This is a genomic window from Klebsiella sp. HMSC09D12, assembly GCF_001808475.1.
GTDB lineage: Bacteria > Pseudomonadota > Gammaproteobacteria > Enterobacterales > Enterobacteriaceae > Klebsiella > Klebsiella oxytoca.
In genome coordinates this window covers 39,438-53,879 of the sequence record NZ_KV793429.1, presented here as the reverse complement: position 1 = coordinate 53,879, position 14,442 = coordinate 39,438, and the positions used below count along the sequence as shown (strand labels likewise).

Annotated in this window: 15 protein-coding genes; 10 read left to right on the top strand and 5 right to left on the bottom strand. The window is 55.7% G+C overall.

What is annotated here, in order from left to right; genetic code table 11:
- The first annotated feature begins 85 nt into the window (after positions 1-85).
- Complete coding sequence (locus HMPREF3178_RS06425) at positions 86-493, top strand: GNAT family N-acetyltransferase (RefSeq protein ID WP_004107215.1); 408 nt, start codon at positions 86-88, stop codon at positions 491-493.
- Positions 494-558: 65 nt separating this feature from the next.
- Here the strand turns inward: HMPREF3178_RS06425 and HMPREF3178_RS06420 are convergent, their stop codons facing one another.
- Both HMPREF3178_RS06420 and HMPREF3178_RS06415 read right to left on the bottom strand, forming a co-directional pair.
- Positions 559-1,449: a dihydrodipicolinate synthase family protein gene (locus HMPREF3178_RS06420; protein ID WP_004107216.1), complete on the bottom strand. Its 891-nt coding sequence runs from the start codon at positions 1,447-1,449 to the stop codon at positions 559-561.
- 148 nt (positions 1,450-1,597) lie between these two features.
- Entirely contained in the window at positions 1,598-2,479 is an 882-nt protein-coding gene (locus HMPREF3178_RS06415) for a MurR/RpiR family transcriptional regulator (RefSeq protein WP_004107217.1), read from the bottom strand.
- A 328-nt stretch (positions 2,480-2,807) separates the two neighbouring features.
- Between HMPREF3178_RS06415 and HMPREF3178_RS06410 the strand changes: the two genes are divergently transcribed.
- The 8 genes from HMPREF3178_RS06410 (at position 2,808) to HMPREF3178_RS06375 (ending at position 10,171) form a co-directional block, all read left to right on the top strand.
- Entirely contained in the window at positions 2,808-4,298 is a 1,491-nt protein-coding gene (locus tag HMPREF3178_RS06410; protein WP_004107218.1) for an MFS transporter, read from the top strand.
- 50 nt (positions 4,299-4,348) lie between these two features.
- Positions 4,349-5,038: an N-acetylmannosamine-6-phosphate 2-epimerase gene (locus tag HMPREF3178_RS06405; RefSeq protein WP_004107219.1), complete on the top strand. Its 690-nt coding sequence runs from the start codon at positions 4,349-4,351 to the stop codon at positions 5,036-5,038.
- Positions 5,035-5,910, top strand: coding sequence for an N-acetylmannosamine kinase (gene nanK / locus HMPREF3178_RS06400; protein WP_004107220.1), 876 nt, complete (start codon positions 5,035-5,037; stop codon positions 5,908-5,910). The genes HMPREF3178_RS06405 and nanK overlap by 4 nt, the downstream gene beginning before the upstream one ends.
- A complete protein-coding gene (gene nanQ / locus HMPREF3178_RS06395) occupies positions 5,907-6,371 on the top strand; it encodes an N-acetylneuraminate anomerase (RefSeq protein ID WP_004107221.1) in 465 nt (154 codons plus the stop codon). The genes nanK and nanQ overlap by 4 nt, the downstream gene beginning before the upstream one ends.
- Before the next feature lie 197 nt (positions 6,372-6,568).
- Positions 6,569-7,753 carry an MFS transporter gene (locus HMPREF3178_RS06390; RefSeq protein ID WP_017145195.1) on the top strand — a complete coding sequence of 395 codons (1,185 nt, stop codon included), beginning with the start codon at positions 6,569-6,571 and terminating at the stop codon, positions 7,751-7,753.
- Entirely contained in the window at positions 7,722-8,681 is a 960-nt protein-coding gene (gene yidZ, locus HMPREF3178_RS06385) for an HTH-type transcriptional regulator YidZ (RefSeq protein ID WP_004107223.1), read from the top strand. Before HMPREF3178_RS06390 ends, yidZ begins: the two co-directional genes overlap by 32 nt.
- A 301-nt stretch (positions 8,682-8,982) precedes the next feature.
- Entirely contained in the window at positions 8,983-9,567 is a 585-nt protein-coding gene (locus HMPREF3178_RS06380) for a 4'-phosphopantetheinyl transferase family protein (RefSeq protein ID WP_369752008.1), read from the top strand.
- Between the two features lie 37 nt (positions 9,568-9,604).
- Positions 9,605-10,171, top strand: a complete 567-nt coding sequence (locus HMPREF3178_RS06375) for an NADPH-dependent FMN reductase (protein WP_004116720.1) — start codon at positions 9,605-9,607, stop codon at positions 10,169-10,171.
- A gap of 84 nt (positions 10,172-10,255) precedes the next feature.
- Here HMPREF3178_RS06375 and adeP read toward each other — a convergent pair whose 3' ends face one another.
- A complete protein-coding gene (adeP, locus tag HMPREF3178_RS06370; protein WP_004116723.1) occupies positions 10,256-11,593 on the bottom strand; it encodes an adenine permease AdeP in 1,338 nt (445 codons plus the stop codon).
- Between the two features lie 167 nt (positions 11,594-11,760).
- On the opposite strand from adeP, the gene yieH reads away from it, so the two are divergent.
- Positions 11,761-12,426, top strand: a complete 666-nt coding sequence (yieH, locus tag HMPREF3178_RS06365) for a 6-phosphogluconate phosphatase (protein WP_004107237.1) — start codon at positions 11,761-11,763, stop codon at positions 12,424-12,426.
- Positions 12,427-12,481: 55 nt separating this feature from the next.
- On the opposite strand, the gene HMPREF3178_RS06360 is transcribed toward yieH, so the two are convergent.
- Both HMPREF3178_RS06360 and HMPREF3178_RS06355 read right to left on the bottom strand, forming a co-directional pair.
- Positions 12,482-13,204: a glucosamine-6-phosphate deaminase gene (locus HMPREF3178_RS06360; protein WP_004107241.1), complete on the bottom strand. Its 723-nt coding sequence runs from the start codon at positions 13,202-13,204 to the stop codon at positions 12,482-12,484.
- 54 nt (positions 13,205-13,258) lie between these two features.
- Positions 13,259-14,425 (bottom strand): esterase, encoded by a 1,167-nt coding sequence (locus HMPREF3178_RS06355; RefSeq protein WP_004107245.1) that lies wholly within the window; start codon positions 14,423-14,425, stop codon positions 13,259-13,261.
- Between the last annotated feature and the right edge of the window lie 17 nt (positions 14,426-14,442).

Sequence of the window (14,442 nt, the reverse complement as noted above, 5' to 3'; positions counted from 1 at the left end):
TTATTTTCCCTTTACGTCTTCACGGCACAGCGCTTTCTCTATTACCCTTATCGATACCCTCGCTTTACTCGTACCGGATACCACCATGTTGAGTGATTACACCCTGATTGATACCGTACCTTCTGCGGAAGACTTTTGCCGCCTGCGCATCATTTCTGGTATGTCCCCGCGCCCGCTGGAAGGCGCCCGCGCGGGTCTGCCGCATAGCTGCTACGGGGTGCATATCCTCTATGAGGGCGTGCCCGTTGGGATGGGGCGCATCGTCGGCGACGGCGCGCTGAACTTTGAAATCGTCGACGTCGCCGTTGATCCCGCTCATCAGGGAAAAGGGCTTGGTCGCCAGATCATGCAAAAAATTGTCGCCTGGCTGGATGAAAACGCGTTTAAAGGGGCATACGTCTCGCTGGTGGCGGATGTTCCCGAGCTGTACGCAAAATTTGGGTTTTCCAGCGTCAGGCCAGAAAGTGAAGGTATGGCAAAGATCTGGAAATAACGTCGCTGATAAAGAAGCATCCGGGGATGCGGTATCCCGCGGATGCCAGTCGATGCGCTTAACGATTAAATAAAATCGGCAGCGCGAAAAGCGTCCAGCGCGACGCGCTTTTGCTCGCTGGTCATCGGGCGCAGCGGGCGGCGCGGATCGCCGACGTCAATACTGTGCAGCTGCATCGCCAGCTTCCCGGCCGCAACGCCGCCGTACTGAATCAGGACGCGAATAATTGCGATAACCTTATCCATACAGGCAGCAACATCCTGATGGTCTCCCCGGTTAAAGCTGTCGATCAGACGATGATAGAGCGGCGCCGCATAGTTATAAGTACTGCCAACCGCGCCGACGGCGCCGCAGGCCAGGCCTGCCGGTAAAAACTCATCCACGCCGAACGGAATATCGAACTGGCGATTGTTGACGCGCAGGCAGCGCTGGAACTCATACATATCCGCGGAGTTAAACTTCATACCGGACAGGTTCGGGATTTTATCCGCTGCCGCGATCAGGAACTGCTCCATATCCAGGCTCAGACCCGACATGCCGGAGTGGTAGTAATAGAAGCCTTTTGACGGCGCGGCGGCGGCGATAATACGGCAATATTCCACCAGATCGTCGACGGTTGACGGTTTGAAGAAGCACGGTCCGATGACCGAGGTGGCAAAAATATCCAGGGTTTCAGCATGGCGGCTGAGCTCCAGCGCATCGGCGATGCTGAGAGCCCCGGTGTGTAGCGTAATGCTTAATTGTCCCTGGCTTGCCGCGACCCAGCGCTCGGCAATTTTTTTACGCTCTTCTACGGAACAGTGGATGCCTTCTCCGGTCGTCCCACAGACGTAAGCACCTTTAACGCCCTGCGCAATCAGATGCTCGGCAATCCGATCGATAACGGGGTAGTTGACTTCGCCGTTGGCATCAAAAGGCGTATGGGGGGCGGCAATAAGACCTGTTAACTTTGTCATGTAATCCTCGAATGGTGTTTTTCTTCTTAAATTAATTAATTTTGAAGTATTACTCCATCCTAGGGGCTAACGATGCCGGTTGCAACAGGTTACCGGCAGGGAGAAAAAACGGGAGTATCAGATTGTGACGAATCGCACTAAATTCGCGCTACTTGAGCATGGACAGAGCATCCATCGTTCGCAGTTTATTCGCGCGGGCGGCTTCCGGGTCTCTCTGCACCAGCAGCGTATAAATGAGATCCAGAACGAAGAGCTGCGCCGTTTTAGTGCCGATAGAGTCACCCTGCAGGCGCCCCTGTCGGTTGCCGTTAATGAGCGTAATATCAGCGACTTTACTCAATGGCGATCCGAGGTTATGCGTTAAGGCGACGGTGGTGGCTCCAGCCTGCCTTGCCAGATCGAGGGCGTGCGCGGTTTCCGGCGAATGTCCGGAGTGGCTGATGCCGATGGCGACATCGCCAACCTTGAGCAGCGCGGCCTGCATATACATAAAGTGATTATTTGTTAAGGCATCGACGCGCAGCCCGATTCGCATCAGCTTATGCTTCATCTCCTCGGCGGTCAGTCCGGAAGCGCCAACGCCAAAGATATAGGCGCAATTACAAGTATGCAGCGCCTCCACGACCCGTTCCACCTGCTCCATATCCAGCAGATTTAGCGTTTCCGAAAGCACGGTCGAGATGGCGCCCTGGAGCTTCAGGCCGATGGTGTGCGCATCGTCGGTTTTCTGAATTTCAGCCTCCAGCAGCGTGCTGTTGTCATCGCTATCGTTCATGGCCAGCTCAATGGCCAGTTCCATTTTGAAGTTCTGAAAACCTTTATAGCCCAGCTGTCGACAGAAACGGATCACCGATGCTTCGCCCGCGTTCACTTCCTCTGAGAGATCGGCAATCGAAAGCTGAGTCACCTTATGCGGGGAAGCGATCACATACTGCGCGATGCTTTTCCCGACGCGGGTCATACTGCTTTGCATCGCCCCCAGGGTATCAAGTATTTTCCCGGCTTTGACCGGCGAAGTCGGAGTCGTCATCTCTTCCCTACTGTTTACGCGATTATCAGGCGCTCATGATGGAGGACAGTTCAGCGCCAGGCAATATGGTTTTTTAAAAAACGCCGTGGTGATGCGGCTATCCCCGGCGCGGCAAAAACATATTACGTCTCATCGCGTGAGTCAGATCGCCTTTTTTCATTCCCCCTCGCCTGTGACCATGATCTTGTTCACATATCTCATGCAAAGCCCTTGTGGTGTTTAACTTCTAAAAAATACATTAATTGGAGTTTAACTTCATTCGGGTGCGCGGCACCCTGCTTTTTTTTGGCCCTACAGCATAAAAACGTTGCTCATCACAGGAGAGCATATGAGTGAAATAATAAGTACCAAACCATGGTATAAGCACCTCAATAAGTCGCAGTGGCGGGCGTTTTCCGCAGCCTGGCTGGGCTATTTACTGGATGGTTTTGATTTCGTTTTAATTGCTCTGGTGCTCACCGAAGTACAAAGCGAATTCCAGCTCACCACGGTACAGGCGGCGAGTATTATCTCGGCGGCGTTTATCTCCCGCTGGTTCGGCGGCTTGCTGCTGGGGGCGATGGGTGACCGCTATGGCCGCCGCCTCGCGATGGTCAGCAGTATTATTCTTTTCTCCGTCGGTACGCTGGCCTGCGGCTTTGCGCCTGGATACACCTCCATGTTTATCGCCCGTATGGTGATTGGAATGGGAATGGCCGGAGAGTACGGATCCAGCGCCACCTATGTGATTGAAAGCTGGCCAAAACACTTGCGAAATAAAGCCAGCGGCTTCCTGATTTCCGGCTTTTCCGTCGGCGCTGTCGTAGCGGCGCAGGTTTACAGTCTGGTGGTCCCCTTATGGGGCTGGCGCGCGTTGTTCTTCCTCGGCATTCTGCCGATTATTTTCGCGCTGTGGCTGCGTAAAAATATTCCGGAAACGGAAGACTGGACAGAGCGCCAGACGAAAAAAACGCCGGTGCGGACGATGGTGGATATCCTCTATCGCGGTAAATATCGCGCCATGAATATGCTGATGACGCTGGCCGCAACGGCCGCGCTCTGGTTCTGCTTCGCCGGAAACCTGCACAATCCGCTCGTGGTGATTGCGCTGGCGCTCGTCTGCACCATCATTTTCATCAGCTTTATGGTACAGAGCAGCGGAAAACGTTGGCCGACCGGCGTGATGCTGATGGTTGTCGTTCTGTTCGCCTTTCTCTACTCCTGGCCTATCCAGGCGCTGTTGCCGACCTATCTGAAAACCGAGCTGGCATACGATCCGTCGACGGTCGCGAAGGTGCTCTTCTTTAGCGGATTCGGCGCAGCCGTCGGCTGCATCGTCGGCGGTTTCCTCGGCGACTGGCTGGGCACGCGAAAAGCCTACGTTTACAGCCTGCTGGCATCGCAGGTTCTGATTATTCCGGTCTTCGCCATCGGCGGCTCCAGCCTCTGGGGTCTGGGCATCCTTCTCTTCTTCCAGCAGATGCTGGGTCAGGGGATTGCCGGGATCTTACCGAAATTGATCGGCGGCTACTTCGACACCGACCAGCGCGCTGCCGGTCTGGGTTTCACCTATAACGTAGGCGCCCTGGGCGGGGCGGCTGCGCCGGTCCTCGGCGCGCTGGTCGCACAGCACATGCATCTGGGTACGGCGCTGGGGTCGCTCTCCTTCGGACTGACGTTTGTGGTGATCCTGCTGATTGGTCTGGATATGCCGTCCCGAGTACAGCGCTGGATTCGCCCGGAAGCGCTACGTACCCATGACGCTATTGATGGTAAACCGTTCAGCGGCGCACTGGTTGGTCACGACAAAGCGAACGCTCCGCTTTGCGATAAACACTAAATTCATGCGCCCGGCTCTGTCGGGCGCAAACGGAAGTAAGGGATAGTGCTATGTCTTTATTTGATGATTTGGATAGTAACGTTAAACAATTGGGTGGCCTCATTGTCTCCTGCCAGCCGGTACCGGGTAGCCCGTTAGATAAACCTGAAATCGTCGCGGCTATGGCGCTGGCGGCGGTCAATACGGGGGCGGTCGCAGTACGAATTGAAGGCCTTAACAACCTGAAGGCGACCCGCGAGCTGATTTCAGTACCGATTATTGGCATCATCAAGCGCGATCTGCCGGACTCGCCGGTGCGCATTACGCCATTTCTGGAAGATGTAGACGCGCTGGCGCAGGCGGGGGCGGATATTATCGCCTTCGACGGTACGGATCGCCCGCGTCCGGTTGGCGTTAAGGCAATGATTGACCGAATTCATCAGCGTGGCTGCGCGGCGATGGCAGACTGCTCCAGCCTGGAGGACGGGACTGAGTGCCACAATCTTGGCGCAGACATTATCGGGACAACGATGTCCGGGTATACCACGGATGCGGTACCTACCGAACCGGATTTCCCGCTAGTGCAGGCGCTGAGCGCCAAAGGATACCGGGTCATTGCCGAAGGCCGATTTAACTCCCCGGCGCTGGCGGCGCAGGCGATAAAGCACGGCGCATGGGCGGTGACCGTCGGCTCAGCGATTACGCGTCTGGAACACATCTGCCAGTGGTACCGCGATGCGCTGACTGAGGCTGCGCTATGACCACGCTGGCAATTGATATCGGCGGCACCAAGCTTGCCGCCGCACTGGTCGATGCTCAGCATCGCGTGCTGGAAAAACAGACGCTGCCAACGCCAGCCAGCAAAACGCCGGCGGCGCTAACGGAAGCGTTACGCGAGCTGGTTGCGCCTTTCGCAGGCCGGTCCCGGCAGGTAGCGGTCGCCTCCACGGGCATTATTGGTCACGGCGTTCTGACGGCGTTAAACCCGGATAACCTGGGCGGGCTGGCGCAGTTTCCTCTTAGGGACACGCTGGCGCAGCTAACGGGGCTGCCGTGCTTGGCGGTGAACGATGCGCAGGCGGCAGCCTGGGCCGAATATCACGCTCTGGCTGCCGATGCGAGCGAGATGGTCTTCATCACCATCTCTACCGGCGTGGGCGGCGGTATCGTCTGCCACGGTAAGCTCTTGTCCGGCAAGGAGGGGCTGGCCGGACATATCGGCCATACGCTGGCTGACCCGCACGGCCCGCGCTGCGGCTGCGGGCGTATTGGCTGCGTGGAGGCTATTGCATCCGGAAGGGGGATCGCCGCGCTGGCAACCGACGATCTGCAGGGAATGACGGCCAAAACCATTTTTGCTCTTTCGCAAAGCGGCCATTCCCAGGCGACATCGTTAGTTCACCGTTCGGCGCAAACCATCGCCCGGCTGATTGCCGACATGAAGGCCAGCTATAACTGCCAGTATGCCGTCCTGGGCGGCAGTATCGGGCTGGCGCCCGGCTATATTCCCCTGGTTGAAAGATATCTGGCGCAGGAGCCTGCGGTATATCACACCCCTATTGTAGCCGCACACTATCAGCATGATGCCGGGCTGATTGGCGCGGCGTTGTTAGCAGAGGACAAAGCATTATGATTATCGGCGATATCCATCACCCGGAATGCGCAGGACTATCACCCGTTCTGCTTGAGGCTGTGAGGCTGGCCGTTAAGGCCCAACCGCAGCAGTGTGAACCCGGGCGTTATGATTTACAGGGCGATGATATTTATATGAACGTCATGCGCTTCGCTACGCAGCCGGCGGAAAGTAAAAAAGCGGAGCTGCACAAAAAATTTATTGATATTCAGATCCTGCTGGAAGGCGAAGAAACAATCCATTATGGCGTGGTCGATAGCGCCCGGGAGTGCGAAACATGGCACCACGAGGACGACTACCGGCTATGTTCAACCATTGCCGACCAGCAGCAGGTAGTGCTGAAGCCCGGTATGTTTGCCATTTTCTTGCCGGGCGAGCCGCATAAGCCAGGCGTGCAGGGCGCAGAGAGCGTTGAGATAAAAAAAACGGTGATTAAAGTTAATCACACGCTGCTGGCCTGACAAGCCTCCGCCGCCCGCCAGACCCGCTGGCGGGACGGTATCCCCTGAATCAAACCCACCATACCGATTTATCCGGGCATGAAAAGTGTCTCTTGCGTCTCCCGTTTCCTCTCAGGAAAACATTGTTGTCCAAATGGCAACTCGTACTACCGCACGAACCCCACTATGCTTTACGGCAATCTTATGTGAGGGGTTCTATGGCACGCTTTCTTATCTGCAGTTTTGCGCTGGTTCTGCTTTATCCATCCGGCATCGATATGTATCTGGTCGGCCTGCCGCGCATTGCGCAGGATCTGGGGGCCAGTGAAGCGCAGCTGCACATCGCCTTTTCAGTTTACCTGGCAGGAATGGCCGCGGCGATGCTGTTTGCTGGCCGTATAGCCGACAAATCCGGCCGGAAGCCGGTGGCGATTTTCGGCGCCGTCGTTTTCCTGCTGGCCTCTCTTCTTTGCTCGCAAGCGCAGGGCAGCGCCCATTTCCTGGCCGGGCGTTTTATTCAGGGGATTGGCGCGGGCAGCTGCTACGTGGTCGCCTTTGCGGTATTGCGCGATACCCTGGACGATCGCCGCCGGGCAAAAGTGCTTTCTCTCCTTAACGGTATTACCTGCATTATTCCGGTTCTGGCCCCGGTAATCGGTCATCTGATTATGCTGAAATTCCCCTGGCAGAGCCTGTTCTATACCATGAGCGGCATGGGGGCTCTGGTGGGATTGCTGTCGATATTTGTGTTGCGGGAAACGCGACCAACATCCGTTCCGCACGCGGCAAAGCAGCAAAATATCGTCCCGGAGTCGCTGCTCAATCGCTTTTTCCTCAGCCGAATCGTGATGACTACTCTGAGCGTGGCGGCTATTCTGACCTACGTTAACGTCTCACCGGTGCTGATGATGGAGGTGATGGGCTTCGATCGCGGTACCTATTCCATGACCATGGCGCTTATGGCGCTCGTGAGCATGGTGGTTTCATTTTCGACGCCGTTCGCTCTGACGCTATTTAAACCCCGCACGCTCATGCTGACCTCACAGGCGCTGTTCTTTAGCGCGGGCGTGCTGCTGAGTCTGTCCACCAGCCAGACGGTGACGATGCTGGGGCTGGGACTGATTTGCGCAGGGTTCTCCGCAGGCTTTGGCGTGGCGATGAGTCAGGCCCTCGGGCCATTCACCCTGCGCGCTGGCGTAGCGAGTTCAGTTTTAGGGATAGCTCAGGTTTGCGGCTCTTCTCTGTGGATTTGGCTGGCGGCCATCATCGGACTCAGCGCGATGAATATGCTGATCGGGATACTTATTGCCTGTAGCATAGTGAGCATTGTTCTGATTATGGTCGCCTCTCCGGCGCGGGCCGCGCAACGCTATGAAGAAACCCCTGTCGAGTCTCGATCTTAATCTGCTGCTCTGCCTGCAGCTCTTAACTCAGGAGCTCAGCGTCACCCGCACGGCGAAACGGATGAACGTCTCGCCGTCAGCGGTAAGCAAATCGCTGGCCAAGCTGCGCGCCTGGTTTGACGATCCGCTGTTTGTCAAAACGCCTCTGGGGCTATCACCCACGCCGCTGATGAGCAGTATGGAGCAGGATCTGGCGGACTGGATGCAGATGGGCAATCAGATCCTTGATAAGCCTCATCACACTATGCCCAGCGGGCTAAAGTTTGAGCTGGCGGCAGAGTCGCCGCTGCTGATGATCCTCCTCAATACGCTTTCGCAGCGGATTTACCAGCGCTATCCTCAGGCGCTGATCCGCCTGCGTAACTGGGATTACGATTCGCTGGATGCGATTATTCGCGGTGAAGTCGATATCGGATTTTGCGGCAGGGAAACACATCCTCGCTCCCGGGAGCAGCTTAGCCTGCTGCCCTGGTATATTGATTTTGAAATCCTGTTTACCGATCTCCCGCAGGTATGGTTGCGCGCCGATCATCCCGCGCTGAGCGAAGAGTGGAATCTGGACACATTCTTGCGCTATCCGCACATTAATATTTGCTGGGAACAAAGCGACACCTGGGCGCTGGACGATGTCCTGCAGGATCTGGGACATAAACGCACCGTGGCGCTGACCGTTCCGGGTTTTGAGCAGTCGTTATTTATGGCCGCTCAGCCCAATCATACGATGCTGGCCACCGCTCCGCGTTACTGCCAGCGTTACAATCAGCAGCACCACCTGCCGCTGGTTTGCTTACCTCTGCCGCTGGAACCGTCGCAGCTGGAGAAAATACGCGTCCCCTTTACCCTTCTTTGGCATAAGCGCAACAGTTATAACCCGAAGATCGTCTGGCTACGGGAAACGCTCAGGCAGCTCTACGCCGAACCGCTATAGCTCCCGGTTTGCCCCCCTTTGCGCAATAAATTGTAAAATTCACGCAATTTCCCTTTTCAAGAGATGATTTCCACATTAAAACCTGGTAATTCTGAGCGATAATATCATTTGCAGTTTTTATCATTGACCATTAATCACGGAGCGAAGAATGGCAACGCATTTTGCAAGAGGGATACTCAACACCCGGGAGCCGCTATCCACACGCCTGTCAGCGGCCTGTCATCAATCCGCCAGACGCCTGCCTGAGTACCGACAAAGCCGATATCGCGCATCCCGGTCACTCCTCGCAGAACTCCTCTTTATGTTGTACGGCATCAGTGAACTCCCCGAAATTATTGACGAAGAGAATGGAAAACCGGCTTTTCGCGACGAACATCTCCCGCGTTTCTCCATCTCCTATGCCGGAAATATCGTCGGCGTTGCCTTAACCACCGAAGGCGATTGCGGCCTGGATATGGAATTGCCGCACGCTTCCCGCGCGTTACATGCATCGCACGATACAGAACGTTACGTATTTAACAGTAATGAGCGAATATGGATTAGCAATCAGCACGATCCTGACGAAGCGCGCGCGCAGCTTGATGCGTTACGCAAAAGCGTGATGAAGCTGACCGGCGAAACCGCCTTGAACCTGCAGCTTCTCCCGGGCTCCGGACGGTTGCGGACAAGCGGGACGCAGTCAATCGAAGCCGTCTGCGACGCCGAAACGGTGCTGGTCTGGTCTATTGCCGCCAGCCCGGATATTGGCCAGCTAAAAGTCTGGGAATATAACGCGAAAGAGGGTTGGCGCAGCCTGCCTGACGCGCAGGCCCGTGCTAAAGAACCATCCGCCCGGCTGATGCGCTTCACCAGTTTACCGGTAGAAAAAGCCTTCTCCCTCAACTGACCGGTGTTTCCGGCCATCATGATGCAAAGGAGCAATCATGTCTGATACGTTGAAAGTTGTTACGTTACTCGGAAGTCTGCGCAAAGGCTCTTTTAATGCCATGGTCGCACGTACCCTGCCCGGCATCGCGCCCGCGGGTATGGAAGTTTCCGCGTTACCGTCCATTGGCGATATTCCTCTCTATGATGCCGACGTGCAGCAGGAAGAGGGTTTCCCACAAAGCGTTCAGGATATCGCGCAGCAAATTCGTGAGGCGGATGGCGTGGTTATCGTTACGCCGGAATATAACTACTCGGTGCCCGGCGGCCTGAAAAACGCCATCGACTGGCTGTCTCGTCTCCCGGAACAACCGCTATCCGGCAAGCCGGTTCTGATCCAGACCAGCTCTATGGGGGCCATTGGCGGCGCGCGCTGCCAGTATCATCTGCGTCAGATTCTGGTATTCCTCGATGCGATGGTGATGAATAAGCCCGAGTTTATGGGCGGCGTGATTCAGAATAAAGTGGATCCGCAGGAGGGGAAAGTTGTCGATCAGGGCACGCTCGATCATCTGACCGGGCAGCTTAGCGCTTTTGCCGAGTATATTCAGCGAGTTAAGGCCTGAATAAAAAGGGATGTCACCCCGCCCCTCTCCCTCGCGGAGAGGGTGTAAACGCTAAAGCCCTTTTCACAGAAAAGGGCTTACTGTTTATTTCGCGTCAATAAACACAATCTTCAGCACGAACAGCAGTGAAACTACAATAACGCACGGGCTGAGATCGCGCAGCCGGCCGGTGCCAATCTTCATCACGCAATAAGAGATAAAGCCTAAGGCAATACCTTCTGTAATGGAGAAGCTAAACGGCATCATCACGGCGGTAATAAACGCAGGAACGGATTCGGTTAAATCATCCCACTTCACGCGCGCCAGGCTGGACGTCATCAGGACGCCAACGTAAATCAGCGCGCCGGCTGCGGCATAAGGAGGGACCATGCCCGCCAGCGGCGACAGGAAGATCACCAGCAGGAACAAAATGCCCACCACCACGGCGGTTAAGCCGGTACGGCCGCCCACGGAAACCCCAGAGGAAGATTCAATATAGGCAGTGACGGAAGAGGTACCGATAAAAGACCCCGCAACGGAGGATACGCTATCGACAAACAGCGCCTGCTTCATACGCGGGAACTTGCCCTTAGCATCGGCCAGGCCGGCCTTGTCGGTTACGCCGATCAGGGTGCCGGAGGAGTCGAACAGGTTCACCAGCATAAACGAGAAGATCACTCCTGCCAGGCCAAGATTCAGCGAACCTGCCAGGTCAACATGGCCAATGACCGTCGTTACGCTCGGCGGCATGGAAACGATGCCGCTGTAGTGAACGTCACCCAGCATCCAGCCCAGCAAAGTGGTGACCACGATAGAAACCAGCACCGCCGCGTGGATGTTGCGGGAAGCCAGAATAGCAATAATAAAGAAGCCAAGAATACCCAGCAGCACGCTGTGAGACGTCAGGTTGCCGATACTCACCAGGGTTTCCGGGTTGGCGACGATAACGCCCGCGTTTTTCAGGCCCATCATACCGATAAACAGGCCGATACCGCTGGTGATACCAATACGCAGGCTAACCGGGATATTCGCAATCATCCAGTAGCGCACGCGGAAAATCGTCAGCAGGAGCAGGCCAACGGCGCCCCAGAAAATCGCGCCCATCCCGACCTGCCAGGGCAAGCCCATCGCCTGTACCACGACAAAAGCAAAGAAGGCGTTTAGCCCCATCGCCGGCGCCAGGGCCACCGGAAGGTTCGCGAACAGCCCCATCATGATGCTGCCGAATGCAGCAATCAGACAGGTTGTGACGAAAACGGCGCTGGTATCCATACCCGCCACGCCGAGGATCTGTGGGTTAACGAAAACGATGTACACCATCGTCAGAAAGGTGGTGAAACCTGCAATCGCTTCGGTGCGTGCCGTCGTGCCGTGTTCACGCAGTTTGAACACGCGCTCCAGCAGACCCTGGCCAGAAGACTGGCTGGTTTGTTGTTGACTCATTATCGGTTTCCGAACAAAGGAGGGAAAATTCGTCGCTATCCTATACCAAAATGCGACAATAAGGGCGGTTGTGAGATACTTTTTTTCATCGATTTTGCTTATACGGCAACGATTGCGTCTCACAAATCAGCAAGACGAAAACGTTAACTTATTAAAATGGAAACGACATGACCCAACCAGAAGCAGTATTTTTCGACTGTGACGGCACGCTGGTCGACAGCGAGGTGATCTGCTCCCGCGCCTACGTTCACATGTTCAGGGAATTCGGCATTACGCTGGATTTAGAGGAGATTTTTAAGCGCTTCAAGGGCGTAAAGCTGTACGAGATTATCGACACCATTAACGCGGAGTACGGCGTTAATCTGGATAAGGCGACCCTTGAGCCGGTGTACCGCGATGAAGTCGCCCGCCTGTTTGATAGCGAACTGGAAGTCATCTCTGGCGCCCAGGCGCTACTGGACGCGGTCAGCGTGCCGATGTGCGTGGTCTCCAACGGTCCGGTGAGCAAAATGCAGCACTCTCTGGGTAAAACCGGAATGCTGCACCATTTTCCCGAGCGTCTTTACAGCGGCTATGATATTCAGCGCTGGAAGCCCGATCCGGCCCTGATGCTGCATGCCGCAAAAGCGATGAACGTTAACGTCGAAAACTGCATTCTGGTTGATGATTCCAGCGCAGGCGCGCAGTCAGGGATTGCCGCCGGAATGGAGGTGTTCTACTTCTGCGCCGATCCGCATAATAAGCCGATCGACCATCCGAAGGTGACGACCTTTACCCGCCTGGAAGAGCTACCTGAACTATGGCAAGCGCGCGGCTGGAATATAACGCGATAAACCCGGAGCGTAGCGCTATCAGGGCGCGTCCCGCCTGCGCTACGCTGAAAGTGGATTACGGTTGTCTCAATTCCGCAGCCGCCGCTTTATCAGCCACTATCACCAGGGATGGATGCAGTTTCAGCACTGATGCCGGAACCCGCTCGCTGACTTCGCCTTCAATCACCTCTTGTAGCGCCCGCGCCTTTGCGGCGCCGCTGACGATAAGCAGCAGGTTTTTCGCCGCCATAACGCTTTTCGGCCCCATCGTGACGTAGCTATCCGGCACCGCAGAGAAGTCGCCGCCCATTTCGCCGTGAGCGACAAGCCCCACCATATCTCCGACGATAGGGACTTCCACCGTCGCATCGTGGAAGCGCGTGGTATTCGGCAAGTTACCGCAAAAATGGCCGTCGGCGCCGAGGCCCATCACCATCAGATCGAGGCCCCCTTCTTCCTGTAACCTCTGGTCGTGATGCATAAAATTTTCATGGCTGAGCTTGTGAATGTTCTCTTCCGGGATCTGAGCGGGAGTGAAAAACAGATTGCGCAAATTGGAAATGGTCACGCCTTCACGATCCTGTCCACGAAATGGGATCTCGTCAAAGTTGTAATAATGGACTTGAGAATAGAACGGTTTACCTTTAATCGCGGCCGTCAGATATTCATACATTTTTTTCGGCGTACTGCCTGCCGTCACCGCCAGATTCACCCTGCGCGGCGCGGTGATATAGCCCAGAACGTGATGGCTGGCGACCAGGCTCATCTCCGCATAATCTTCCGTCACGATTAATTTCATATTGTCTCCCTCAAGGTATTGAAGATAAGGAGCCAGCAAACTGGCCCCTTAATTTTATTTGAACAACTTCTGAACGAACTCGGCGTAGGCCGGGCGCCAGACGTCCATTTCATGGTTGAGGCCCGGATACTCATGGTAATCAAAGTTGATTTTCTGCTTCTCCAGCTCCGCTTTCAGGCCGGCGATATCTTTACCGGTGACCACGTCTTTCTCACCCACGACGACGGTAAAGTTACGCAGCTGCTTGTTGATCGCCTGCGGCTGGTTTAGCTGTGCTTCAACGCCGGCATCCGGTACCGTCGTTGTCGTTACGCCGCTGAAGGTTGCCAGCCAGCCGAAGCTCTCCAGATGGTTCATTCCGGAGACCAACGCCTGATAACCGCCCTGCGACAGCCCGGCAAGCGCCCGGCCATCCGCGTCTTTACGCACGTTAAAGCGCTCATCAATCAGCGGAATAATATCGTTCATCAGCTCTTTATCAGCCGCTTTCGCATTCAGCGGATAGAAGGTTTTACGCCGCTCCTGCGGCGGGAAGTTTTCCGCAACCGCTTCAGGAATATCGGTTTCGGTATCCGGCACCACTACCAGCATGGGCTTGATTTTGCCTTCCGCCAGCAGGTTATCCATGATTTGCGGGATACGTCCCTGATCGATAGCCGACAGGCCGCTGTCGCCAAAACCGTGATAGAAGTAGAGCACCGGCAGCGGCTCGCCGCTACCGGTATAGCCTGGCGGCGTCCACACGTAGGCGCGACGCTCAGAATTCAGGGCCTTTGAGTGATAGGTCAGAGTTCGTAGCTCGCCGTGAGCCACCGCGCGATCGTCAAGAATGCTGCCGGGAACCAGAATCAGGCTGGTATTCACCTGTCGCTGCGGTTTTTGATAGCGGCTACCGGTATCGACAGAACGGAATCCGTCGACATCGAAATAATATTCGTAAAGGTTCGGGGTCATCGTTTCGCTTTTCCATGTCCAGATCCCCTGCTCGTCTTTGGTCATATCATGGGAGACGAAGGTATCCGGCGTTGCCCCCGTTACCACGGATACCCGTTTTGCATCCGGGGCAAACAGGCGGAAGGTAATGCTCTTATCGCCGTTAACCTGGGTAATATACTGGCTGACCGGGATCGCCGCGCTCGGGGTGGCCGGGAATGGCGCGGCATGAGTGGTAAACGCAGCGCCTGCCAGCGCCAGAGCGAAGTAAATAGCATGTCGTTTCATCGATATTCCTCTTGAGA